20 protein-coding genes, 1 other RNA gene and 1 pseudogene are annotated in these 24,616 nt (G+C 46.8%); 20 read left to right on the top strand and 2 right to left on the bottom strand.

All coding sequences use genetic code 11. The annotated features are described in order from the left end of the window. Window positions 1–14 precede the first annotated feature (14 nt). The 8 genes from GJT30_03905 to ssrA all read left to right on the top strand — a co-directional run bounded on the left by GJT30_03905 (window position 15) and on the right by ssrA (window position 7,886). Entirely contained in the window at window positions 15–1,103 is a 1,089-nt protein-coding gene (locus GJT30_03905; protein ID MSM38751.1) for an ATP-dependent 6-phosphofructokinase, read from the top strand. Between the two features lie 133 nt (window positions 1,104–1,236). Continuing rightward, the gene (locus GJT30_03900) at window positions 1,237–3,225 is read left to right on the top strand and encodes a GAF domain-containing protein (protein MSM38750.1); all 1,989 of its coding nucleotides are present in this window, start codon (window positions 1,237–1,239) and stop codon (window positions 3,223–3,225) included. 247 nt (window positions 3,226–3,472) lie between these two features. After that, entirely contained in the window at window positions 3,473–4,276 is an 804-nt protein-coding gene (panB, locus tag GJT30_03895) for a 3-methyl-2-oxobutanoate hydroxymethyltransferase (GenBank protein ID MSM38749.1), read from the top strand. Between the two features lies 1 nt (window position 4,277). After that, the gene (locus tag GJT30_03890; GenBank protein ID MSM38748.1) at window positions 4,278–5,129 is read left to right on the top strand and encodes a pantoate--beta-alanine ligase; all 852 of its coding nucleotides are present in this window, start codon (window positions 4,278–4,280) and stop codon (window positions 5,127–5,129) included. A gap of 1 nt (window position 5,130) precedes the next feature. Beyond that, window positions 5,131–5,529 (top strand): aspartate 1-decarboxylase, encoded by a 399-nt coding sequence (locus tag GJT30_03885; protein MSM38747.1) that lies wholly within the window; start codon window positions 5,131–5,133, stop codon window positions 5,527–5,529. 166 nt (window positions 5,530–5,695) lie between these two features. Beyond that, window positions 5,696–6,946 carry an amidohydrolase family protein gene (locus GJT30_03880; GenBank protein ID MSM38746.1) on the top strand — a complete coding sequence of 417 codons (1,251 nt, stop codon included), beginning with the start codon at window positions 5,696–5,698 and terminating at the stop codon, window positions 6,944–6,946. Between the two features lie 57 nt (window positions 6,947–7,003). Then, entirely contained in the window at window positions 7,004–7,462 is a 459-nt protein-coding gene (gene smpB / locus GJT30_03875) for an SsrA-binding protein SmpB (protein MSM38745.1), read from the top strand. Between the two features lie 71 nt (window positions 7,463–7,533). Further along, window positions 7,534–7,886, top strand: a transfer-messenger RNA (tmRNA) gene (gene ssrA / locus GJT30_03870). A gap of 490 nt (window positions 7,887–8,376) precedes the next feature. Here ssrA and GJT30_03865 read toward each other — a convergent pair. Continuing rightward, window positions 8,377–8,469, bottom strand: a pseudogene (locus GJT30_03865) (PEP-CTERM sorting domain-containing protein). Window positions 8,470–9,150: 681 nt separating this feature from the next. Then, a complete protein-coding gene (locus GJT30_03860) occupies window positions 9,151–9,855 on the bottom strand; it encodes a CAAX prenyl protease-related protein (GenBank protein ID MSM38744.1) in 705 nt (234 codons plus the stop codon). 157 nt (window positions 9,856–10,012) lie between these two features. On the opposite strand from GJT30_03860, the gene prsT reads away from it, so the two are divergent. The 12 genes from prsT to GJT30_03800 all read left to right on the top strand — a co-directional run bounded on the left by prsT (window position 10,013) and on the right by GJT30_03800 (window position 24,614). Next, a complete protein-coding gene (gene prsT, locus GJT30_03855; protein ID MSM38743.1) occupies window positions 10,013–12,682 on the top strand; it encodes a PEP-CTERM system TPR-repeat protein PrsT in 2,670 nt (889 codons plus the stop codon). Then, on the top strand, window positions 12,679–14,040 hold the full coding sequence (locus GJT30_03850) for a TIGR03013 family PEP-CTERM/XrtA system glycosyltransferase (GenBank protein ID MSM38742.1): 1,362 nt from the start codon (window positions 12,679–12,681) through the stop codon (window positions 14,038–14,040). Before prsT ends, GJT30_03850 begins: the two co-directional genes overlap by 4 nt. Before the next feature lie 16 nt (window positions 14,041–14,056). Next, complete coding sequence (locus tag GJT30_03845; GenBank protein ID MSM38741.1) at window positions 14,057–14,902, top strand: sugar ABC transporter substrate-binding protein; 846 nt, start codon at window positions 14,057–14,059, stop codon at window positions 14,900–14,902. A gap of 10 nt (window positions 14,903–14,912) precedes the next feature. Continuing rightward, window positions 14,913–16,385 (top strand): chain-length determining protein, encoded by a 1,473-nt coding sequence (locus GJT30_03840; protein ID MSM38740.1) that lies wholly within the window; start codon window positions 14,913–14,915, stop codon window positions 16,383–16,385. A 12-nt stretch (window positions 16,386–16,397) separates the two neighbouring features. Continuing rightward, window positions 16,398–17,285, top strand: coding sequence for a polysaccharide biosynthesis tyrosine autokinase (locus GJT30_03835; GenBank protein ID MSM38739.1), 888 nt, complete (start codon window positions 16,398–16,400; stop codon window positions 17,283–17,285). Continuing rightward, the gene (locus tag GJT30_03830; GenBank protein ID MSM38738.1) at window positions 17,286–18,422 is read left to right on the top strand and encodes an AAA family ATPase; all 1,137 of its coding nucleotides are present in this window, start codon (window positions 17,286–17,288) and stop codon (window positions 18,420–18,422) included. Beyond that, window positions 18,422–19,714, top strand: coding sequence for a TIGR03016 family PEP-CTERM system-associated outer membrane protein (locus GJT30_03825; GenBank protein MSM38737.1), 1,293 nt, complete (start codon window positions 18,422–18,424; stop codon window positions 19,712–19,714). Before GJT30_03830 ends, GJT30_03825 begins: the two co-directional genes overlap by 1 nt. Further along, window positions 19,714–20,559: a DUF3473 domain-containing protein gene (locus GJT30_03820; protein MSM38736.1), complete on the top strand. Its 846-nt coding sequence runs from the start codon at window positions 19,714–19,716 to the stop codon at window positions 20,557–20,559. Before GJT30_03825 ends, GJT30_03820 begins: the two co-directional genes overlap by 1 nt. Continuing rightward, the gene (locus tag GJT30_03815; GenBank protein MSM38735.1) at window positions 20,556–21,587 is read left to right on the top strand and encodes a FemAB family PEP-CTERM system-associated protein; all 1,032 of its coding nucleotides are present in this window, start codon (window positions 20,556–20,558) and stop codon (window positions 21,585–21,587) included. The genes GJT30_03820 and GJT30_03815 overlap by 4 nt, the downstream gene beginning before the upstream one ends. Then, a complete protein-coding gene (locus GJT30_03810; GenBank protein ID MSM38734.1) occupies window positions 21,584–22,396 on the top strand; it encodes a glycosyltransferase in 813 nt (270 codons plus the stop codon). The genes GJT30_03815 and GJT30_03810 overlap by 4 nt, the downstream gene beginning before the upstream one ends. A 7-nt stretch (window positions 22,397–22,403) precedes the next feature. Further along, on the top strand, window positions 22,404–23,342 hold the full coding sequence (locus GJT30_03805; protein ID MSM38733.1) for a glycosyltransferase: 939 nt from the start codon (window positions 22,404–22,406) through the stop codon (window positions 23,340–23,342). A gap of 108 nt (window positions 23,343–23,450) precedes the next feature. Further along, on the top strand, window positions 23,451–24,614 hold the full coding sequence (locus GJT30_03800) for a glycosyltransferase (GenBank protein ID MSM38732.1): 1,164 nt from the start codon (window positions 23,451–23,453) through the stop codon (window positions 24,612–24,614). The last annotated feature ends 2 nt before the right edge of the window (window positions 24,615–24,616 follow it).

Raw genomic sequence — 24,616 nt, 5'->3', positions numbered from 1 at the left:
GAGGCATGAATCGTATGGCGAAAACCATTGGAATCCTGACGGGTGGCGGGGATTGCCCTGGTCTGAACGCCGTTATCCGCGGTGTGGTGAAAGGTGCCCTGTTGCACAGGAACTGGCAGGTGATCGGGATCGAAGACGGCTTTGACGGCCTGCTCGATGAAACGAAAATCAGGCCGCTTGGGCTGGACGACGTGCGGGGCATCCTGCCGCGTGGGGGGACGATCCTGGGGACGACGAATAAGGGCACCCCATTCTCCCGTGTAATTGAAAAAGACGGAAAGAAGGAAATCGTTGATGTCACGGACGAGGTTGTCCGGACCATCAGGAAAAAGGGAATCGACGCCATTGTCGTGGTCGGCGGTGAAGGTTCGCTGGCGATTGCGTTGCAATTGATGCAGAAAGGCATTCCTGTGGTCGGGGTGCCGAAGACCATCGACAACGATCTGATGGAGACCGATGTTACCTTTGGCTACAATACGGCGCTGGAAACCGCGACTGATGCGCTGGACAAGCTCCATTCCACTGCGGAAAGCCACCACCGGGTCATGGTGATGGAGGTGATGGGACGGTATGCCGGCTGGATTGCCCTTGAATCCGGAATATCCGGCGGTGCCGATGTCATCCTCATCCCGGAGATCCCCTTTACGGTGGAGAAGATCTGCCAGGCGATCGATCAGCGCCGTCGTCGCGGCAGCCGCTTCAGTATCCTCGTTGCGGCCGAGGGTGCATTCCCCAGCGGTGGCGACCGGGTTGTGAAATCGGGGGCATCTGCCGGTCAGCCGGTGGAACGCCTTGGTGGGATAGGCGATTATGTTGCGGCACGGATTGCCACCTGCCTGGACATGGATACCAGGGTAACCGTTCTCGGCCATCTGCAGCGGGGCGGATCGCCATCGACCTTTGATCGCTGTCTGGGGAGCCGCTTCGGGCTCAAGGCGCTTGAGTTGATCGAGGCGGAGGCCTATGGGCAGATGGCATGCCTGCGAGGAACCAAGATCCGTTCGGTTGCCATTGAACAGGCGATACGGGAATTGAAGCTCGTGGATCCGCACGGGGAAATGGTCCAAGCTGCCGAAGAGCTGGGGATCATGGTTGGCCGTTAGCCCGGCGCCATATCCTGCTCGCATGTTGCGCCAACTCTGTGCTACAGTTCCGGATCGATAGTCCGACAAGTAATAAACATATGTCGGTTATGTAATGGATTGAAAATATCCAGGGGAGGATCTGGGCATTATTATGCAAACGAGCCAATCGTTAAACGGCAGGAAGATTCGGTATGCGGCCATTGGGGTTGCCCTTGGCGTCAGTGCTCCGGTGGTCTGGGCATTTATGCAGGCAATGCTCTTTGCCAATGGCGAGTCATTTTTCGTGCGACTTCTGGCGGATCTTTCCCGGAGCCCCTATCATGCCGCGCTCTATACCTATATGGGGATAGGAACAGCCATGGTGATGGGGGGGCTCGGCTTTTTCCTCGGCAGGAGCGGTGATGTGCTGCAGGAGAGGGCTGTCCAGCTCGATGACCTGAACAATCAGGTTGCCTCCCAAAAGGAGATTTTCGAATCCCGCTTCAAGGCCCTCGACAACAACATCAAGAACTTTCACCAGATCAGCAGCCGTATCCAACGCACCATCGATCTCCAGGAGGTGCTGTCCCTCTGTGCCGAGGGCCTGAGCGAGATCCTCGGGTACGAGCGGGTCAACATCCTGATGATCGACGAGCTGCGCACATCCCTGCGCTTTGCTGCTGCCAACCGTAGCGAAGGGTTTGACCCCTCCTCCGTGGTCCTCCCCCTTGACGAGAGGGTCGGCATAATCAACAAGGCCATTGTGGAGAAGCGGCCCTACCTTGTGGAAGATATCAGGAGCATGCCGCCAGAGTATCATATCCAGCCCCCGTACGATGGACTGGCGCCCATCAGGTCGCGCAGTTTCATCCTCTGCCCCATTGTCATCAAGGGAGAGTCGGTTGGTGTCTTTGGCGTGGACAACAAGTTTTCCAAGAGAGATCTCAACGATTCGGACGTGGACACGGTCAAGCTCGTTGCTGACCAGGCAGCATCTGCCATGACCCGGATCAACCTGCTCAAATCCATTGACACCCTGACGGTGGAGTTGGGGAATACCTTTGCCGGTCTGCTGAAAAACCGCGAGGAATATGCACGCAACGTATTGAACCTGAAGGGGTACGTTGATTCCTTGACCGACAATACCGCCCATATTGCCGGGGCTTCCGAGAGCGTGCTTGCAGCGGTCGACGATACCAGTTCGGCAGTGGGCGAGATCTCCGTTGCCATCGAACAGGTCTCCCGCAATCTGGATGCACTGTCGGAAACAGTGGAAAAATCGGTCTCCGCCATGGAAGAGATCAATGCAACCATTGTCAACGTGGAAAAGAACACGGTCGTTTCCCATCAGGTCTCCAGCCAGGTAAAGGCCCAGGCAGACCGGAGCAAGGCGGTTGTGGAAGAGACCATAGCCTCCCTGGCGGAAATTCAGTGTTCGGTCGATCTTTCCTACAAAGGGATCAAGCGCCTTTCGGAAAACAGCAGCCGGATCGAGAGTATTGTCGGTGTCATCAACGACATCACCAAACGGACCAATCTTCTGGCCCTCAATGCTTCCATCATTGCGGCGCAGGCGGGCGAATACGGCAAGAGCTTCGGTGTCGTTGCCGACGAGATTCGCAACCTGTCGCTGCAGACGGGCCAGTCCACCGGCGAGATCACCGGCATCATCGAAGAGATCATGACCGAGTCCAGGACGGCGGCGAGCAATGTCACCCTGACCAAGGAGCTGGTGCAGAAAGGGGTGCAACTGGGGCAGGAGACCGGTGCCGCCCTGCAGGTGATCCTCAACAGCTCGAACCAGGCCATGGATATGACCCACCAGATCAGGATCGCCACCGAGGAACAGGCCAGGAGCGTCCAGATGGTCACCCGGTCCATAGAGGACGTCAGCGCCATGACCTCGCAGATCTTCACCGCCTCCAAGGAGCAGGCAAATGCCACCCGGAGTATCCTGCGTGCCATCAACACCATCAAGGAGATGACCCAGGAGATGGTGGGTGCCACGGGACGCCAGGTGGATGACGGCAAGGAGATCAAGCATGCGGTCGAATCAGTCGGCAGAATGGTGCTCGGCATCTTCGAGGACCTGGAGAAACGCCGCGATGACAGTGCCGCCGTTGTCAAAGAGTTGGAATTAATGAAAGAGTTCGGCGAATAAGTTGAAAAATTAATCTGGACAAACATAAACCTGATATGTTACATCCTCAGGCAGATGGGGTTTGGCCCGCTACATGAGCGGAGCAGCTACACGACCCCCATCTGCCTTTTTTCATACATACCGCCTGGATTCGTAGAGAACCGGGACGGACGGCAATAGTCAACGCTTTTTCCGGGACATTGAGTGTCCCGAGCGTGTCGAACAACGCCCTCCGTTTTGGTGGGCGTTTTGTGTTTATGGGGTTCAGATGCGCAAGCAGACAACCATTCTCGATATCCAGAAGATGAAGGCTGAAGGGACCAGGATCAGTGTCCTGACCTGTTACGATTATCCTACTGCCCGGATACTCGACGGTTGCGGTCTGGATATCCTTTTGGTTGGCGACTCGCTCGGGGTGGTCGTCGCCGGCCATGAGAATACCCTGCCGGTAACCCTCGATGAGGTGATCTATCACACCCGGGCCGTGATGCGCGCACAGCCGCGTGCCCTCGTGGTGGCGGATATGCCGTTTCTTTCCTATCAGGTGGATGTCGGGCAGGCGCGCCTGAACGCCGGCCGGCTCATCAAGGAGGCCGGAGCCGCTGCGGTAAAGCTGGAGGGGGGCGCCAACATGGTCGACGCCATCCGGGCTATCGCTTCCATCGATATACCGGTCATGGGGCATATCGGCCTGACCCCCCAATCCATACACCGCATGGGCGGTTACCGGGTGCAGGGGAAGAAGGAGGAGCACGCCGAGCAGCTCGTCGTCGATGCCCTGGCAGTGCAGGAAGCAGGGGCCTTTGCGGTCGTGCTGGAGGGGATCCCCCAGAAACTCGCCAGGAGGATCACCGAGCAGCTCTCCATCCCGACCATCGGCATCGGTGCCGGGCCGGGATGCGACGGACAGGTCCTGGTGCTCCACGACATCCTGGGGCTGTGCGAGAAGTATTCACCAAAATTCGTCAAGAGATATGCGGATGCCCGTTCCCTCATTGCCGATGCAGTGAACGCCTACATTACCGAGGTCAAGAGTGGCGAGTTCCCCACGGAAGCTCACTCGTTCAACTGATATGCGTATTGTCACGTCCATAGCAGAGATGCAGTCCATTGCCCGCACCACCCGTGGGGCAGGCAAGAGCATTGGCCTGGTGCCGACCATGGGGTTTTTGCACCAAGGTCATGCCTCACTCATGAGTGAGGGCCGAAAGCGCTGCGACCTGCTGGTCACGAGCATCTTCGTCAATCCGACCCAGTTCGGGGTGGGGGAGGACTTCGAACGGTACCCACGGGACATGGAACGTGACTCGGCACTGGCTGGAGAGGCGGGTGTCGATCTGATCTTTGCGCCGACTGCGACCGAGATGTACCCTACGGGGTTTGAGACATTCGTCGACGTCGAAAGGCTTACGCTTCCCCTCTGCGGTGCCAGCCGTCCCGGGCATTTCCGGGGGGTCACCACGGTTGTCTGCAAGCTCTTCAACATCGTGCAGCCAGATCTGGCTCTGTTCGGCAAGAAGGATTTCCAGCAGCTTGCTGTGATACGCCGCATGGCGGCCGATCTGAATATGGCTGTGGAGATCGTGGGGATGCCGATCATCCGCGAGCCTGACGGTCTCGCCATGAGTTCGCGCAACAGCTACCTCTCATCTGCAGAGCGCCGGAGTGCTCTCTGTCTCAACAGGGCCATTGCTGCGGCCCGTACTGCCTTTCGCGCTGGCGAGACCTCGGTGACCCGTCTCCGTGAACGCGCAGAAGCCATCATTGCCGAAGAACCCGCAGCTCTCATCGACTATCTGGAGTATCGCGATGGCGACACTCTGGCGGAATGCAGCCAGGCAGATCACCGTACCCTTCTGGCGTTGGCTGTGAAAATTGGACAGACCAGACTAATCGACAACGGAATTATGGGGGAGGATGACTGACATGCAAAGAAAGATGCTGAAGAGCAAGATTCACCGCGCAACTGTTACCGGTGCCGACCTGCACTACGAGGGGAGTGTAACCATTGATCTCGACCTGATGGAAGCGGCCGATATCATACCCTACGAAGCTGTCGCCATCTGGAACGTCACCAATGGCAGCCGTCTTGAGACCTACGCCATCGAGGGAGAGCGAGGTTCCGGGGTGATCTGCCTGAATGGAGCTGCAGCGCGCATGGTGGCACCGAAGGACCTGGTGATCATCGCCAGTTTTGTCGACATGGAGAACGAGGCGGCGTTGAACCATGAGCCAAAATTGGTCTTTGTGGATGACAAGAACAGGATGCTGCCGAGCCGCAAAGAGGACGCCGGCCAGGCAAAGCTGAAGAAGGTCGCCTGGTAGCCACAGGGGCGGGAATCGATAGACCGGGGAGGCTGTGACCGGGACACTATGGCATGTTTCCTCGGGAAAACGACTCAGGGCAAACGGGACAAATCCCCTTTGCCCTTTGTTTTTCCCCCTGGTACACTCTGAGTAGAACAGGAAGGGGACTGATGTAATGGGTGCCATGAAGATCATTGCCGCTTCAATGCTCTACACCTCGGGCAGGCCACCTCTGGAAGGTGGCGCGGTTGTCGTGCGAGACGGAAGAATCATCGCCGTCGGTTCGCTGGATGACATGAAGTCGGAGTTCCATCTTCCGGTAGAGGAATATCCCGGTTACGTCATTATGCCGGGGATGGTCAATGCCCATACCCATCTGGAACTGACTCACTTCCCAGCGTGGAAGCTGCGCAAAGGGCTGGATTATGCCCCCAGGACCTACGTTGACTGGATTATCCAGGTCATAAAGCTGCGACGCGGCCTGGACAGGAGCGAGCTGGAACACTCAGTACGGGAGGGGGCGCGAATCTCTCTGGAGAGCGGGACCACAACCATTGGGGAGATTCTCACCGATCTTTCCCTGCTCACCCTGTATCGGCAGCTGGGTGTCTCGGGGCGCATCTATTGCGAGGCCATCGGTCAATCGGCGCAGCAGGGTCTGGAGCGGCGTACTGCCATTGCCGAGGCGCTCACCTCCTTTTCTGGGGACTCTCTTTCCCCTGGCATATCCCCCCATGCACCGCATACCCTTTCCGGGGAGTTCCTGGGAGATCTGGTTGCGTTGTCCGAGCAGCGCTCCCTTCCCCTGATGATCCATCTTGCAGAATCTGCGGAAGAGGTCGAATTCTGCTTCGACTCAAGCGGCAAGATCGCAGAGCAGCTCTATCCCTTTGTCGGCTGGGAGTCGTATCTCCCGGCACCGCGCCGTGTATCCCCGGTAGGTCTGCTTCAGGCGGCAGGTGGGCTTACTCCGCGAACATCTGCTGTCCATTGCGTCCATGTCACGCCGGCAGACGTCGCCTGCATGAGGGAGTATGGGGCAAGCATCGTACTCTGCCCGCGCAGCAACGAGCGGCTCGCCGTCGGTGCGCCCCCCTTCATGCTGTTCAAGAGTGCGGGCATTCCCCTTGCGGTGGGGACCGACTCTCTGGCGAGTAATGATTCCCTGTCTGTCTGGGACGAGATCCGCTATCTCTATGAGCGTTTTCCCCGGCTCTTTTCCCCTGACGAACTCCTGGCGTTGGCAACTGCGGGAGGAGCCCGTTCCCTGCACCTGGAACAGGAGGTCGGTACGCTCGAGCCGGGACGACTGGCCAACATCCAAGTGATTCAGCCGGCAGGTCCGCTCGACAAGGGGCGGGTGGCGGCTACCCTCCTTGAAACCGGGTCTCTGCACGCGGTTTACCGCACGGGTGAGGTCGTCCATTCGCTCTGACCTCCCGCCGTAACCCTTTCCCTTGCAGTCCCCAGGCCTCTCTGCTACTATCTGGCCATGGCAGAGAAGCTCATCAGTAACAATAAAAAGGCTTACCACGATTATTTCATCGAAGAGAAATTCGAGGCAGGGATTGTCCTGCAGGGGACCGAGGTAAAATCGCTCCGTCTCGGCAAGGCAAACCTGAACGATGCATTTGCACTTGTGCGCGGGGGGGAGATCTTTCTCCATAACCTGCACATCTCGCCCTATGATTTTGGCAATCGTGAGAACCACGACCCTGACAGGGTGCGCAAGCTCCTTTTCCACAAGAACGAGATCGGCAAGCTGTTCATCAAGACCCAGGAGCGGGGCTATTCCCTGATACCCCTGCGGCTCTATTTCAAGGACGGCTTGGTGAAGGTTGAGCTGGGGTTGGCCAAAGGGAAGAAGCTGTATGACAAGCGTGATGATCTGAAGAAAAAGGATCAGAAACGGGATATGGCCCAAGCTCTGAAGGAGCGGCAGAAAGGGTGATGGCTGTTCTTGTCTGTTTACTTCAGGGGTTTGAACACGTATAGTAAAGAAAGAGGTAGAAAAAACAATATGGGGGTGTCCAGGTTTCGACGGGGATAATAAGCAAAGGTTGCATGCCGAGGTCCGGGTGGCTCGTTAAACAATCCGGGGCGATATAGACGCCGATAACTATAATTACGCCGTAGCAGCTTAATAACCTGCTACCGATTCTCCGACTCTCTCCCGCGGGGGAGGAAGAATCGTCATTTTAGTGGGATAGCTGATGGGAGCGCCTGTGGCCCGGATGCGAAATCAAAGCAGGATCGCTCCCCGGAAATCCCGGCCAGTGGAGTTTCGGGTGGTTAAACCAAATACTGGTATAAGCATGTAGACGCCTTCTGTGGATGATCTTCGGACGCGGGTTCGATTCCCGCCACCTCCACCAATTAACTGAAGCCCACAAGCTGAATCAGAACCCGCTAGAAATGGCGGGTTTTTTGTTTAAATGCTTGTGTGTGGTACTTTTTGGGAAAACTGGTAATTGACTGGTGGGTAAATTTTTGACTGCGAAGGCAGTTACCCTCAAACGGAGGGATATGGTTTTGAAGGGTATTGATTTAGAGCTTTATTATTACAAGACAAACCTTACAAAATGACAGAAGGCGTCATATGAAAATAATTTTAAATTGGCATGCAAATCCGTTTTTGGATTAAATTTAAGCAGCCCCTGAGGAAGACTTTTGTTTCCAGTGATGTAGATTGGAACGGTCATCTGATAAACATGACTAGAATTCAAACTCATGGCTTTGCCTGGGTACATGACAACATTATTTAGCACTGAGTTAGTGTGAAAAACATCAAGTTTCTGACTGCACAAATACCAAAGGGCCACCCGAATGGATGGCCCCTTTGGTATTGTCGGATTTTTTTACAGTCTACTTCTTTGACCGCCTGCGACCATAGACGCCGAGTCCAAGAAGACCAGCACCGAAGAGAACGATGGTGCCTGGCTCAGGAACTGGAGCTGCAATTGCAAAGTCTTGGTCTCCACCTAAACTGGCAACCGTCTGCTCATTCCCTCCAAGAAAAATGTAATTCGCATCCATCCCCGCTAGTTGGTAAAAAAGATCAAAACCTACATATGACGGCGCTACTGTTTGGGTAATTGTAAAGTCAATACCATCTACTCCTTGTACAATGTTAGAAAAATAGATGTCGCCGATTGAACTTGAAAGATTAAAGTCATTAGATTCAAAAGAAAATGTAGTGAAAACTCCGGTGTTGTTTTGAAGGGCAATAGTTCCAGAAAAGACAGTAGTACCTGAATTTGTACCATCCATCCATCTTATATGCCAAGAATTGCGTTCAGTGTTATCAGTCCAAATATAATATCCAAAATCAGAAGATGGAGTGTAAGTTGGAGTACTTTCAATTGCTGTAGGCGAAATAACACCCCACTCTGCTGGTAAAGCCAGAGCAGTGCCTGCAGACATCATAATCGCTACTCCTGCCAGTAACGCCGCCAGATTTTTCATTGTCGTTTCCTCTCGTTTCTTTGAAATGCGATCCGAAAACCGCTTGAAATTCAGAATGCTATAATGAGTATGCAATGCTGATGCCAATGTGTATGTATGTGATATTACGGGTAAACAAAGGTAGGTTTAAAAAGAAGGAGATGTTGTGTAAGGAGTTCCGACATGTGCCAGAGATCACCAGAATTCCCACCTGCCAGTTTGCAAAACGTAAAGTCCGAGCATGAAATTGGTGACTGCATGGGCCAGTATACATTGGGCAATACTTCTGGTGCGATAGAGAAGGATGTTGTAACATACACCAGCCATAATGCCGGCAAGCCAGAGATTGTGTTCAAGCCCGAACATGATTGCACCGATTAGAAATGAAGACAGGCTAAACTTGCCGATCTTAACAGATTGAAAATCCTGAGAAATAAGATATCTTAGAAGCCATGATCGCCAAAAAAGTTCTTCCATTATCGGTACGATCAGAGAAGCACCGAACATGCGGAAAACGATGAGTAGGTATTGTGTAAAGTAATCCGACACGAGTGTTGGATTATATCCTCTGACGGTGCCGATTGATGCCCACGTCCAATCCAGATGAATCCAGAGAATAAATACGATTATCCCCGTTATCAAGCTGAGGAGGGTAGACGATAACTTCCTGAAGTCGTGAAAATGTAATTCTATGTAATTCCCCCATAACATTAGAATTAACAACCCGGTGGACAGGGCCTTAACAGGATAGATATAGATGGCAATGCTTTCTGGGAAATGGAATGTTTTGTTGATGACTGGGTTCCGTAGCATCTCTTCCAACGCAATAAATGCCATGAAGAGAGCGAAAGGAGCGATTCTCGTAAAAGAGGAGTTTTTCACTAACTTTCTAATATTCATTCTAACCCCATTCCCCGTATATACTGTATAGTCTAGGAGGCTCGAATAGCACAATTTCATTTGATTCGCCAATAAATCTTTGTTAGACATAACTTGTATCCTTGCTGCATCTGTAACCAGCAGCGGATTCACGTACTAGCAATATTAGGGGGCAACTGTGGCAAAATCAATTCTCATTCTGATTGCTGTATTGATGCTTTTGGGTTGCAGTGGCAAGTCGAAGGAAGAACTGTTTGAAAAGGGTATGGCAGAGCTTGGGAATGGCAATCCGAATGGTGCGATTGTCTTTTTCAAGAATGCACTCGAGGTTGATCCGAATTTTGCGAGTGCGCGAGAAAAGCTAGCTGTTGCTTACATTGAAGCTGGTCGTTTTGCAAACGCTGAGCGAGAACTAATGAAGCTGGTTGTGCAGATGCCCCAGAAGATCGAGGTCAAACTACAACTTGCCAAGGTCTACAATTCGATGCACAGGTCGGACGATGCGCTGAAGGTTCTTAATGAATACTTGGCGAACAGGCCTGCTGATGCTGATGCACTGGAGTATAAGGGCATTGCGTTTGCCCAGAAGAAAGACGGTATTGAGGCAGAGCGATTTTTGTTGGAGTCAATCCGTGCCAATGCGAAGCAAGCGACAGCCCGGTTAGAGTTGGCAAAACTATATGCTTCATCAGGTCGGGATGCGGATGCCTTGAAGCAGATCAATGAAATTATTGCTGCCGAACCGAAGAACAGCAAGCCCTATTATTTACTAGCCCAGATTGAAGCATCCCGTGGGAACAAGGCCAAGGCGCTTGATATCTATAAGAAAGTTGCCGAGAGCAGTAAATCTGATCCAATGGCTTATTACCGGATGGGGATTCTGTATATTGAACAGCAAGATTTGACGAATGCCGAAAAAATTGTGGCTAACATGAAACAACTCTTTCCCAAAAAAGGTGAGACCGCACGGCTCCAGGGAATTCTTGAACTGAGAAAAAAGAACTATTCCGAAGCGCTCGCTTCTCTCATGAATTCAGTCAAAATCCAGCCTAATATTGAGGGATATTATTATTTGGGGATAACGCAATATTCCATCGGCGAGCTAGAAAGTGCCTTGAGCCAGTTTAGGGCAATTATTGATCGGCTGCCGTCTCATTCCCGTTCTCGATTGATGATCGCCATGATCCTGCTGCAGCAGAAAAGAACGGATGATGCAATTACTGAGGTCCGGAAAGTAATCGAGCTAGATCCGAAAAACGGTTTGGCGCATAACTTGCTCGGCAGTGCTTATTTAGCTAAAGGGCAAGTCGAAGATGGGATGCGGGAGTTAACTCGTGCTACTGAGCTAGATCCCGCCATTGTTGATGCTCATGTGAAGAAGGGTCTCGTGGATCTTGGGAGAGGGCGTGAGCGCGAGGGTGAAGCAGAGCTGTTAACTGCCGTAAAGGTAAACCCTGAACTGTTGAATTCACGTCTATTGTTGTTCAGTTATTATATGAAGAAAAACAATCCTCGTAAGGCTGAAACCACGCTTTTGCAGGGGCTTGCTGGAAAGCCTTCGGATGCGCCGCTCTACAATGCTCTGGCTGGCGTTAAGCTTAGTCAACACAAGATCGACGAAGCTCTACAGAATTTTAGGTTAGCAAAAGAGCGCGATCCTGCATTTTCCCCAGCGTATTTTAATCTAGCAACCTACTATGTTGCGAAGGGTGAGCACGATAAAGCCATTACCGAATACCAGGCCGTTCTCAGCAAAGACCCAAAGAATCTGCGAGCCCTGCTCGGTTTAGCTGCCATCTATGAGTTGAAAGGGCGCGAAAAGGAGGCACTGGATTCGTACCTTCGCGCTAAGGACACTCGACAGGATGCTGCATATCTCGCTTTGGCAGGGTATTATTCTAGGAAAAAGGATGCTGGAAAGGCTCTCAATATTTTGGATGATGCCTTGAAGGTAAACAACAAAAACCTTGCAGCCATGGAATCTAAAGGCAAGTTGCTGACGGCAGAGAATAAATACAAAGATGCCCTGAGAGTTTACGATGATATGGAACAAGTAAACCAGGGCGCAGGGATCGGGTTGAAAATTCAAACCTATATGGTCATGAAGAATGTGCCGAAGGCCGTTGCGGAAGCACAAAGAATGATCACCTTGAATCCAAATGCTGCTGCAGGTTACATGATTTTAGCGGCGATCCATGAAAGCCAGAACGATCTATCCCGTGCTGTTGATGAACTGAAAAAGGGAATCAGAGTCGAACCCCAAAACCTGCAGGCCAAGGTCCAGCTGGGAAATCTGCAAGCACGCAGGAAGGATTACTCTTCAGCCATTGCCATATTGAAAGAGTCGATTCGCAATAATTCCGAATATGCGCCGGCCCATTTCGCCCTTGGAGCGGTTTATGAACAAACCGGCAAGAAAAAAGAGGCAGTGAATAAGTACCGTGATGCTTTGACCAAGTCTACCAATTATGTACCTGCTCTGAACAATCTGGCGTATCTTCTTGCTGAAGGGTATGGTGACAAAGAAGAGGCCTTACAGTTGGCTATTTCAGCGTACCGGGCAGAACCGGGCAATCCAGGCGTTCTTGATACGTTGGGATACTCCCTACTTAGAAATAATAAGCATGCTGATGCTGTAAAGGTCTTGGAGAAAGCAGCAGCATTGTTACCAAACAATCCTACAGTTTTGTATCATTATTCTCTTGCCTTGAATGGAAAAGGCGAAAAAGTTAAATCTATGGATATTCTTAACAAGGCGCTTCAACATGGTGCATTCCCTGAGTCGGCTTTAGCGTTACAGTTGCGGAGTCAATTATCCCAAGCAGGGAAAGGGCAAAGCGTTAAGTGATCAAACGTGCAGTCTTCCTGATAGCAGGGGATACCCTGGCAGCACTTGTCGCTCTGTCTGCGGCATATTTGATCAGATTCGGGTCTGTTTCGCAGCTGCATGATTTTTCTCATCAGCATCAACTGGGGATTTTCATGTTCGTTGCAGCACAGATATCTTCATCGTTTCTTGTTGAGCTCTACGCGCTTTTTTCCGAGAACGGCAAAAAAGAACTTGCGATCCGCATCATTATATCCATAGTTGTTTCATTCTTTATCCTGACAGCAATATTTTACCTTTCTGACTTTGCTCCATATGGTCGAGGGGTATTGGCAATAGCCCTTATAATGTTTGCCTTGCTGCAATTTTCCTGGCATTCACTTTATCGTATCCTCTATGGTCTTCCCTGGATGTCTAGAAGGGTTCTTGTGCTCGGTACAGGACCCTTGGCGCGACAGATTGGCAATCTCATTGAGAAAAAGAAACTGAACTATCAATTAGCCGGATATGTTAATTGTTCATCTGAGCCAGTGATGGTGCCGTATCATTGCATTATTAACTCAGAAAATGGTCTGCTTGACGCTATTAAAAATGTTGGTGCGCACAAAATTGTCGTTTCGTTATCAGAACGACGGGGGATGTTCCCTCTTCAAGAGATGTTGAGCTGCAAACTATCCGGTATCGAGGTTGTGGATGCACCATCGTTTTATGAACAGATGACTGGGAAACTCCTTTTGGAGAATATTACGCCCAGTTGGTTTATTTTTTCACATGGATTTCAGGTTACTTTTGCTTTGCGGGCATTGAAGCGGATGGTAGATATTTCCAGTGCTCTAATCGGGTTGCTTTTCACTTTCCCGGTTTTCCCAATAATTGCTTTGTGTATAAAGCTGGACTCACCTGGGCCGATTTTTTTTCGTCAGGTGAGAGTTGGCGAGAGGGATCGCCCCTTTACTCTGCTCAAGTTCCGTAGCATGCGCCAGGACGCTGAAAAAAAAAGCGGCGCTGTATGGGCTGTTGAAAACGATCCGCGTGTAACCCGATTTGGAGAGTTCCTGAGAAAAAGCAGAATCGACGAAATTCCTCAGCTGCTCAATGTTATTCGTGGGGACATGAGTTTGGTCGGCCCCCGACCGGAGCGACCGGAATTTGTTGGCAAACTCAAAGCAGTTATCCCATACTATTCAGAACGACATTACGTGAAACCGGGTGTTACCGGGTGGGCGCAGGTCAGTTATCCTTATGGTGCATCAGTGGAAGACGCTATAGAAAAGCTTCGCTATGACCTATATTACATAAAAAACATCTCCCTTCCATTTGATATATTGATTATACTTGAAACAATTAAAGTTGTTTTATTTCGCCGGGGTAGTAGATAAACAAAAGGAGTCGTTCATGAGGCAAGCGTTAATAACGGTTCTGTTTTTGATGATATTCCCAGTTGCTTCTTATTCAGCTGATTATGTGATCGGAGAGGGTGACGGATTGGATATTGCTGTTTGGGGAGTCCGTGAGCTTAATGCGAGTGTCAGAGTGAGACCAGATGGTAAAATTACCTTACCAGGTCTTGGCGACGTAATAGCAAGTGGCTTAACTCCAAAATCTCTGCAGGATGTCCTCTCGGAAAAACTTAAGGAGCTTGTAAAAAACCCGATAGTTACAGTAACTGTCAGAGAAATAACAAACAGTCGAGTTTATTTTTTTGGAGGGGGTATAAATTCAGGCGTCTATGACCTTAATCGCAGGACAACGTTATTACAGCTTTTATGTGTTGTAGCGGGCAACAATGGTCCAGCAGCCAGTGCTCCTGTTGCTGGGGCACCAGTAGCACGATCTCCAGATTTCAAGAAAGCGTATTTACTGAGAAATGGCAAGAAAATAAAAGAAGATTTTTACAATCTGTTTATTACAGGTGATGTGTCAGAAGACATAATTATTGATTCCAATGACTTGATTTTTATTCCTCAGCTTCAGGATAAATCCGTTTATGTATTTGGTGCAGTAAATGCCCCAAAGGCCATAGAGTACAGGGAAGGGATAACAGTGATGGATGCAATTCTCGAAGCAGGTGGATTCACAAGATTTGCGAGCCAAAATGATACCGAAGTGAAGAGGAAGTCTGGAAGTAAAGAAGAAACAATACAAGTGAGAGCTAAAGATATAACAAAAAGTGGTGATATGTCACAAAATATTAAGCTTAAATCTGGTGATTATGTAATTGTCAAAGAAAGTATTTTCTAGAGAGAGCGAAATGGAAAATCAAAATATTGATTATAACGGCATAATTAGGTTGGTGCTAAAAAAACGGTGGGTATTCGTATCAACAGCATTATCGATTATGACAATCTCAGTTATTATAAGTTATCTCCTCCCTAAGATTTATGAATCTAAAAGCACAGTTTTTATCGAGAAAAACGTAATTAGTGAACTTGTAAAGGGCATTGCAGTTACCCCGTCAATGGAACAAACTTTAAGAGTCTTAAAAGTAGCGATGACAAGTCGACCTTTGCTAGAAAAGGTTATCAATGAACTTGATATGATTAAAGGCAAGGGGCCTAATGAATTACCAGAATTACTCGAATTGATAAATAAAAACATCACAGTTACAGTAAATAGAGACAATACGATGTTTATAATATCTTATCTAGATAAGGACCCACGACTTGCGAGGGATTTTGTTAATACACTAGTTAAATCATATATTGAACAAAATGTATCATCAAAGCGAGATGAATCATATGGCGCCATTAAATTTATGACTGAACAGTCTGACGCTGTTAGAAAAAAGATTGAGGCAATAGATAAGGAAATAAATCAATACAAAGTTCAACAAGGAGGAGTGATTAATATTGATGAGTCGAGGCTTTTTACTGAAATAAACGCAGATCAAACGAGACTTCATGAAGTGCAGTTACGTCGTAGGCAGTTGGAAGGTTTGAAGCCCGTTACGCGTAGAGAATCTGATCCTCTAAATAATCAGTTGATAACACTTCAGCGGCGTTATGATGAGTTGCGTTCACAGTTTAACGAGAATTATCCCGAGTTGATCAGGATTCGAGGTGAAATTGAAGTACTCCAAAAACAAATCAAAACCAGACCTCAAAATTCTCCTTCTCTAATTGATCCTGTTGAAATAGCAAGGATTGAGGCTGAACTGAATGCATTGAAAATATCCGAACAGACTTTAGCTCGCTCTATATCAATCAATCAGAATTTACTTAAGAGAATACCTTCTGCTAAAGCCAATCTGGAACAGATGGAAGCTGAACGAAGGAACCAGAAGGCTTTGTACGATCAACTTTTATCTAGGCAAGGGCAATCAGAAGTGTCAAAGCAGATTGAAGTCCAAGACAAAACAACAACGTATCGTATTGCTGAACCAGCAATAATTCCAGTTAAACCGGTTAAGCCTAATCGAATTAGGATTATGTTGTTAGGATTAATCGCTGGAATAGGTGGAGGGATTGGGCTCCTTTTGGGAATTGATTTCCTTGATAAGTCAATCAAAAATGTAGACAGTGTTAAGTTACTTGGTCTGCAGATTCTTGCGATAGTGCCACAGATACCCGATTATGAAAAGGAAATGAGAACGCAACGAAAAAATCGGATTTTGACAGTTTTATCTTCAAGTTATTTAGGCATAATCTTATTCGTAATCGCCATGGAGGCAGCTGGTTTGCCATATATGGACAAAGTTTTCGCTCTTATTACTTCCGGTTTTTAATGAGGTAATCACGTGAGTAGAATAGAAAAAGCTCTTGAAAAAGCATCCCAGTTGAGGACAAAGTCGCCTAGGCAACAGACCACCAGTATGGTTAAAACAATTGAGTCAGCAATTGAAAATACGGTTGATATATTCCCAAATCAAAAAAAAACGGATGTTCTCCTGGTTTCTAACCCTTTACTGGTTGTCTCAACGGATCCTTCATCACATATTGCAGAAGAATATCATAAGTTGAAAAGTGTAATGATCTCGCTCGCACGAAAAGATGAGATCAATAATGTTGTGATGATTACCAGTGCCCTACCCGGCGAAGGGAAAACCATCACGTCAATCAATCTTGCGTTGAGCCTTGCAAAGGAGATTGACAGCACAGTTCTGCTGATTGACGCTGATTTGAGGAAACCTTCTATCGCTGATTATCTGGGAATACCTGCAAATCTTGGTCTTACCGATATCCTTGAAGGTCGAGCTGAAATCGAAGAGACTTTGTTGCGCACAGGAGTAGGTAAATTGGTTGTTTTGCCGGCTGGTAAGGTGGCAATAAATCCGGTTGAACTTTTTTCATCCAACCGTATGTCACTGTTCGTTCAGGAGATCAAGCATCGATACCCTGACCGTTTTATTATATTTGATGCACCCCCGATACTTCCTTTTGCGGAAACAAGAACTCTTGCTAACCTCGTAGATGGAGTGATTCTTGTAATTAAGGAGAGATTGGCCTCTGTCGCAAACGTTACTGAAGCCATATCTTCACTTAGTGATACTCGAATTCTCGGAGCTGTTTATAATGAGGTAGAAGTGTCTGTTAGTCTTGATAGATATAGTCATTACTACGGTGGTTACCGCTATAAAAAACCTGCTCCTGTTGAAGGCGAAGCTGTAGTTCCGGAGACTCGATGAATGTATGAAGAATATTTTAAACTCAATGTAAAGCCATTTGACCTTGTGCCAAATCCAAAATTCCTGTTTATGAGTAAGTCTCACAAAAAGGCTCTTACTTATTTGGATTACGGTATACGCGAAAGAGTCGGATTTATTCTATTGACTGGCGAGGTTGGTTCAGGGAAAACGACTATAATCAGGGATCTCATAAAGAAACATCATGGTGAGGTTGTTATATCGAAGGTATTTAACACGAGGGTTAATTCTGAACAACTTATTGCTATGATTAACGATGATTTTGGTATTCCCGTTTCTGGTAAGGATAAAACTATGATGCTTCGAGATCTAAACGATTTCTTAGTAGAGCAGTACGCCCGTGGAAATTCGCCAGTACTGATTATAGATGAGGCCCAGAATCTCACACAAAAACTTCTTGAAGAAATCAGGATGCTTTCCAATCTTGAAACTGACAGCTCGAAACTATTGCAGATAATACTCGTTGGCCAGCCTGAACTTCGATCAACCATGAAATCTCCTGTCCTGAGGCAATTGCGTCAGCGGATCAGTATTAACTGCCATCTACAACCTCTCTCGAGGCAGGAGGTTGAGCAATATATTCTCTATCGTCTCGAAGTTGCTGGCAATCGTGAGGCTGTAACATTTTCACCTGGAGCATTTGATCTTATATATTCAAGCAGTCGAGGAATTCCAAGAATAGTTAATATTTTGTGCGATTTCCTATTGATATCTGCATTTGCCGAGGAGACGAATACGCTGGATGATGAAATGGTTCATGAGGTTATCGGTGAGCTTGATGTGGACCAGCAGTTTTGGCATGTGGAGGTTGATGAAGCATGCGCAAAGAATCCAGTACAAGTCGATACTGGCGAAATTGCTCGAGCACTCCAGATGATAAATCGTCGTCTCGATTCTATCGAAAAAGATTCCCGAAGCTATTCTGACTCAATAGTTAAAGAGTTTGGGCAGAAGCTTACAGATTTGCAAAATGCCTTCATGTTTCATGTTAAAGAAACTGATGCTGCCGTCACTTCAATGGGTTCCAAGATAGACAGGCTACGTTCCATGCTTGATGATCCTGGACAAGATGGGGGAGATAAGAAGACGGGCCTTGTGAAAAAATTGATGGGGGCATAATGTTTTTTGATAAGTCATATGATCGGACATGTAGAAATAATTTGAGAAAGCTACGGAATAACGCGATTACAGTTTTTTGTTTGGTGTTATTTTCTTTGGTTGAACCCGCGTGCGCCGAATATCAGATTGTTCCTAGAATTGATGTCAGCGAAGAGTATAACGATAACCTTTTTCAAACTGAGACAGACCGTAAGACAGATTATATATCACGCATTCAACCTGGCATTGCTTTTCGCTATACTGCTCCATTATGGGATTGGGATCTTTCCTATGGCTTCGATTTCCGCCGATATGCAAAAAGGCTTCGTGAAGATGAGGAAACTCATAATTTTACCGGGACCAGTACTATCAGGCTAATAGATAATTTTATGTTTATCGATTTAAGAGATACATATAGTCGCGTTTCACTGGATGTTACCAGGACTACTACCAGTGACAGCCTTTTTGTTAATCAAACTGATTCCAACGTATTCACTGCTTCTCCGTACTTTGTTTTGCATCCATCAGCTTCAGTGACTGTCCGCACTGGTTACACCTATATAGATACATGGTATAAATATACAAATGCAGAATCAAGGAAACAGCACTCAGGTTTTATTGATGCATCGTATGAAATGACGTCCAAGTTTTTCCTTAACAGCTCATATAGATTGGACAGAGAACTTGCCAATACTTTTAAGTTTTATCGACATGAAGCGACTATCGGGACACGTTACGAATATGCAGAAAGGTCGTTTATTACAGCCCAGGGAGGAATTACAAGTGAAGAGTATGACAGTGTCGATACAAATGCTTATACAACCAGCCCGTATTGGAATATTGGGATAACTCACACATTTGATACAGTTACAGCTGCGTTATCTTCCAGTGTAAGATATGCCGATGATCCTCTTGGTGGTTCTCTAAGGGAAAATATTTATGGATTCTTGACAATTCAGAAAAGTCTGAAGAAGGGCACTATTACAGTTAACTCGTCATATTCAGAATATTTTGATGGCAAAACAGATGTCAAGACAGGTGAGCGGCTGGTTGCCGGCATGAACGGAGTTTATGAAATAATGGAACATTTGGACTGTAGACTAAGCTTCAATTTCGTGAATTACAGAGATCTTACTCTCAATGGCACAACCAAAAGATATTATGTTGACAGTGGACTCAGATATTCATTTGGGAACAACCTTTCCATTGGAATGTCTTATGGTTATGCCAACTATGAGTCTGCACAGATTACCACTGACAACATGCATGGGAATCGAGTTATTTTAGATATATCAAAGGTTTTCAACCAGTAATGCTTAATGCATTGACCATAGATGTGGAGGATTATTTTCAAGTTAATGCATTTGCACCATATTTATCACGTGACAAATGGGATTTAATTCCGCTCCGGGTTGTTGATAATACCCTTCGTATTCTGGAGATGCTTGATGCTAATAATCTAAAAGCAACATTTTTTATCCTGGGTTGGGTAGCCGAAAGAGAGTCGGGTCTGATAAGAGAAATTCAGCGCAGGGGGCACGAGATAGCTTGTCATGGTTACGGACATGAGTTGATATATGATATTGGGCCAGAACGATTCAGGGAAGACCTCAGGCGTGCTAAAGGGATAATTGAGGAGTTGATTGGATCTAGAGTTTTCGGATACCGTGCCCCAAGTTACTCAATAACTGAAAAATCGCTCTGGGCTCTGGATATACTCATTGAAGAAGGTTTTACCTATGATTCTAGTATATTCCCAGTCTACCACGATACATATGGTGTGCCGAATTCACCACGTTTCCCTCATTGTATCAAACGTGAAGCTGGTTCTATAATGGAATTTCCACTGACAACATATCCGATCAGCTTCGGTAAAAAGGAATTCCGCCTTCCTATAGCAGGTGGAGGGTACCTAAGACTGTTCCCCGCTCAATTTCTTGTGCGAGCCATTCGTTCAATAAATATAATTGAGAATCAACCCGCAGTCCTTTATTTCCATCCATGGGAAATTGACCCCCAACAGCCTCGCATTAAGGCGGGTTTAAAGTCCCGGTTTCGGCACTACCTCAATCTTGCCGGAACAGAGGACAAAGTGAAGCACATTATCGGATCGTTGAATTTTAGTACAATGACTGAAACTCTGGCAGTAACTGTATGAATATTTGTTGCATAGGTAATGAAGAACATCAAATTTGGGATGATTTCATATCTCGTCATCCATCCGCCACATCCTACCATCAATATTCTTGGCGTAAGATAATAGAAAACAGCTTCGGTCACCCGTGCTATTACCTGGTGTTGTGGGCAGACAGTGGATTGGTCTCTGGTATATTGCCGCTTGTCCATATGAAAAGCATGCTATTTGGCAATTCCCTAGTTTCATTGCCCTTTGTTAATTATGGCGGACTGTTATGTGATTCTACTGACGCAGAGATTGCTCTGCTTAGAGAAACTGAGGCACTTCGTCAATCACTCGGTTCAGATCACGTCGAACTACGTCATATCGGGTCTGAGAAAGAACAACTTCCGTCACGGAAACGCAAGGTAACAATGATCCTTTCTCTGAACCAGGATGAGTCTGCTCAGTGGAAAGGGTTCAATGCAAAACTTAGAAACCAGATTCGAAAAGCAGAGAAGAGCGGACTTGAGCCTATAATCGGCCATTTGGACTTACTCGATGGTTTTTATGATGTCTTTGTCCGCAATATGCGAGACCTTGGAACTCCAGTTTATTCTAAGGAGTTTTTCAAGAACGTGCTAGAAGAGTTTCCTGACTCAAGTCGAATTATTGCAGTTAGGCATAAGGGGAAGGTCATCGCTGCTGGGATTGCCATCTGGTTCAGGGACACTATTGAAATCCCGTGGGCTTCGTCCATAGCTGATTACAGGAACTATTGTCCCAATAATATGCTGTATTGGGAGGCGATAAGGTTTGCTATCGGAAAAGGGTTTTCAAAATTCGATTTCGGTCGTTCCACACCTAATGAAGGTACCTACAATTTTAAGAAACAATGGGGAGCAGAACCAGTACAACTTTACTGGCAGTATCTGTTGGCAGAGGAAAAGCAACTGCCGAATCTGAATCCGAATAATCCAAAGTTTGGCATTGCAATCAGTGTTTGGAAAAGGCTCCCTGTTTGGGTGACACGGATATTGGGGCCGCGAATTGTGCGGAGTATCCCATGATTGCGGCAGTAGATGTCTCTTTTGTCATCCTTACTTGGAACTCGGAAAGCTACATCTCTAGATGTCTTGATTCACTTTTGGTAAGTTTGGAGGGGACTGGACTTTCATTCGAGATTTTTGTCGTCGACAATGGTTCCCGCGATACTACAGCCGATATTTTGAAGGTATACGAGAAGACAATGCAAGGGGTAGTCATTCCAATTTTCTTCAAAACGAATCTTGGAACGACAGTTTCTCGCAACGCTGCCCTGCGGATGGTTCGGGGTGTGTATATATGTGTTATGGATTCGGATGTTGAGGCAATTCCTGGGGTGTTCCCAAAGCTGATAGAAGTTCTATGCGAGGAACCTAAGGTTGGGATGGTTGTCCCGCAAATTCTCTATCCGAGCGGTCGCTGGCAAAAATCTACGGATCGTTTTCCAACCTTGATGCATAAGATCAACCGATATTTTCGCCTTCGGCAGATTGAGGCAGCTGAGGAGAGTGCGGCCATAGATAACACGGAAAAACGCGATGTTGATTACGCAATATCTGCACTTTGGCTGTTTCGGAGTGAGGTGTTGGAAACAGTGGGATTACTCGATGAAAAGATCTTCTATGCTCCTGAGGATGTAGATTATTGTCTGCGAATTTGGGAAAAAGGATACCGTATTCTTTACTTTCCTGCAGTACATGTTATCCATCATACGCAAGAAATTTCACGTGGTTTTAAGTTTAATAAAGCAAAAATTGAACATGTAAAAGGGCTTATATATTTATTCATTAAACATCGCTATGTGTTCGTTGGACCAAAGTTTAAAGCTCCATAAGGTTTTGATGCAAATGGATTTTACAATAATTATACCAGCCAAAAATGAAGAGAAATATATTAGCATGTGTCTTGATTCCATAAATGCTATGGATACTGAAGGTTTAACTTTTGAAGTTATTGTTGTTGATAATGGTTCAACTGATAAGACAGTCTCTATTGCAAAAGCCAAAGGTGCCACAGTTTTTGAGAAGCCTGATTTAACCATTTCGGCTCTTCGAAATTTTGGAGCTACTCAAGCTGCTGGAGATATTCTCGCCTTTTTGGATGCGGATTGCACAGTTGACAATAAATGGCTCAAAAACGCCTTAGTTTATAAAGATCAAAATGAAGTTGTATCTTTTGGCAGTCCTGCAGTTATTCCCGAAAATGCAACATGGGTGCAAACAAGTTGGTTTGCGATAAGAGAGAAAAAGTGCCAGATTCAAGAGGTAAATTGGCATGAATCTGCGAATGTTTTTGTGTTAAAGAAGGCTTTTGAAGAGGTAGGAGGGTTTGACGAGACGTTGATTACTTGTGAAGATTATGACCTTTCTGCAAGACTAAAAAAGATAGGTCGATTGCTCTGTGATAATAGGATAGTTGCTGTTCACCACCGAGAACCTGCGACTGTAGGAGATTTTTTTAGGAAAGAAAAATGGCGTGGCAAAAGCAATTTATCAGGTGTGATGAGCCACGGACTTCAATGGAATGAAATGCCAAGTTTAATCTTGCCTTTTATTCACTGTCTTTTTGCATTATCTTTTATGTTATGTGTCATTGCATTATTTGTTAATGGTAAAGAATGCCTGCATTATGCAATTATTATATTCTTGATATGGCAATCACCTTTTATGGTGCTTGCTTGCTATAAGAATAGGAGTGTCAGGCCTGTTTATGTATTTCAATTGTATTTATTGATTAATGTGTACTTCTTTGCCCGTGGATTGGCTGTTTTTCGATTATAATAGTCTTGAGAGTGTATTTTTGTTCTATTACAGAAACATTCCTCATGCAGGAATTTTTATCGCTATCATCAGTGCGTGAAGTGACTGAATAGAATAAGTTGATCGCAATTGATACTGATTCCAGTGGATAAGCAGGCTATTAAAGTGAAACAGATTAAAGTCCTTCAGCTGGGAGCTTCAACGGGGCTATATGGCGCTGAGCGATGGATCTTAGCTCTAATAAGAAGTTTGCCCCTTGATCATCTTGACTTATGGGTTGGTGCGATTAAGGATTCACCTCTGCAGCAAGTAGATCTTTGCCAAGAGGCTGAGGTGTCGGGATTTAAAACCGTCATTTTTGAAGGTTTTGGCAGGTTTAATTTGCATGCAGTTGGACTTGTCAGGCAGTTTATCAAAAGTAACAGTATTGATATTCTTCATACCCATGGATATAAATCTGATCTTATAGGTATTATTGCGACCAAGGGAACAGCCTGTAAGGTAATATCCACCCCGCATGGCTGGACAAAAAAACCGGATTTAAAGTTGTTCTGCTATGAAATCATTGATCGATTAATATTTCCGTTCTGCGATGCGGTTGTCCCCTTATCAAAGACAATGGCGGAGCCACTTCGTAAAATTCCTAGATTAGCAAAAAAGCTTTACTTGATTCCCAATGGTGTTGATATTCTTGAAATCGAAACCATCGATTCGGTTGCCGAAGAAATGAGACGTTGGAAAGAAGAAGGGACTTTAATTGCTGGATATATTGGACGACTTATCTCTGGAAAGGGAATCGAAACTCTTTTGACGTCTCTTTTAGAGCCGGGTATGGACAATTGGCGCCTTGCTATAATCGGCGATGGTGAGCAAGGTGATGAATTTAAGTCACTGTCTCAACGCTTGGGGCTTTGTGAAAGGGTTAAATTTTTTGGGTTTCGCCCTGATCGGTTAAACTTTTTAAGAGGGTTTGATGCGTTTGTTCTCCCCTCAGAATCAGAGGGGATACCGAGGTGTCTAATGGAGGCTATGGCGGCAAGGGTGCCGGTAGTGGCCTCCGATATTCCGGGGTGTCGTTATTTGGTAGATCACAAATGTACTGGTTTGCTATTTGAGACCAATAATGCCAGTGACCTAGCTCAGGCGCTACTTAGTTTGGTATCTGAACCGCAATTGACTCAAAAGTTAGTTAATGCCGCATATGATCATGTGAATACTTATTATTCTGCAAGCAGGATGGCCAGGGAGTATGGTCTTCTCTATGAGCGTTTATTGACGGATTCCATAATTTAATA

The organism is Geobacter sp. (assembly GCA_009684525.1).
Lineage (GTDB): Bacteria > Desulfobacterota > Desulfuromonadia > Geobacterales > DSM-12255 > Geoanaerobacter.
The sequence above is the reverse complement of the archived record's forward strand: the minus strand, read 5'-3'. Positions and strand labels throughout refer to the sequence as shown.

What these genes read in the sequence shown, in the direction of transcription:
- GJT30_03905 (MSM38751.1), top strand. Translation starts at nt 15, where the DNA reads ATGGCGAAAACCATTGGAATCCTGACGGGTGGCGGGGATTGCCCTGGT.
- GJT30_03900 (MSM38750.1), top strand. Translation starts at nt 1,237, where the DNA reads ATGCAAACGAGCCAATCGTTAAACGGCAGGAAGATTCGGTATGCGGCC.
- panB (MSM38749.1), top strand. Translation starts at nt 3,473, where the DNA reads ATGCGCAAGCAGACAACCATTCTCGATATCCAGAAGATGAAGGCTGAA.
- GJT30_03890 (MSM38748.1), top strand. Translation starts at nt 4,278, where the DNA reads ATGCGTATTGTCACGTCCATAGCAGAGATGCAGTCCATTGCCCGCACC.
- GJT30_03885 (MSM38747.1), top strand. Translation starts at nt 5,131, where the DNA reads ATGCAAAGAAAGATGCTGAAGAGCAAGATTCACCGCGCAACTGTTACC.
- GJT30_03880 (MSM38746.1), top strand. Translation starts at nt 5,696, where the DNA reads ATGAAGATCATTGCCGCTTCAATGCTCTACACCTCGGGCAGGCCACCT.
- smpB (MSM38745.1), top strand. Translation starts at nt 7,004, where the DNA reads ATGGCAGAGAAGCTCATCAGTAACAATAAAAAGGCTTACCACGATTAT.
- GJT30_03860 (MSM38744.1), bottom strand. Translation starts at nt 9,855, where the DNA reads ATGAATATTAGAAAGTTAGTGAAAAACTCCTCTTTTACGAGAATCGCT.
- GJT30_03845 (MSM38741.1), top strand. Translation starts at nt 14,057, where the DNA reads ATGAGGCAAGCGTTAATAACGGTTCTGTTTTTGATGATATTCCCAGTT.
- GJT30_03840 (MSM38740.1), top strand. Translation starts at nt 14,913, where the DNA reads ATGGAAAATCAAAATATTGATTATAACGGCATAATTAGGTTGGTGCTA.
- GJT30_03830 (MSM38738.1), top strand. Translation starts at nt 17,286, where the DNA reads ATGTATGAAGAATATTTTAAACTCAATGTAAAGCCATTTGACCTTGTG.
- GJT30_03825 (MSM38737.1), top strand. Translation starts at nt 18,422, where the DNA reads ATGTTTTTTGATAAGTCATATGATCGGACATGTAGAAATAATTTGAGA.
- GJT30_03820 (MSM38736.1), top strand. Translation starts at nt 19,714, where the DNA reads ATGCTTAATGCATTGACCATAGATGTGGAGGATTATTTTCAAGTTAAT.
- GJT30_03815 (MSM38735.1), top strand. Translation starts at nt 20,556, where the DNA reads ATGAATATTTGTTGCATAGGTAATGAAGAACATCAAATTTGGGATGAT.
- GJT30_03810 (MSM38734.1), top strand. Translation starts at nt 21,584, where the DNA reads ATGATTGCGGCAGTAGATGTCTCTTTTGTCATCCTTACTTGGAACTCG.
- GJT30_03805 (MSM38733.1), top strand. Translation starts at nt 22,404, where the DNA reads ATGCAAATGGATTTTACAATAATTATACCAGCCAAAAATGAAGAGAAA.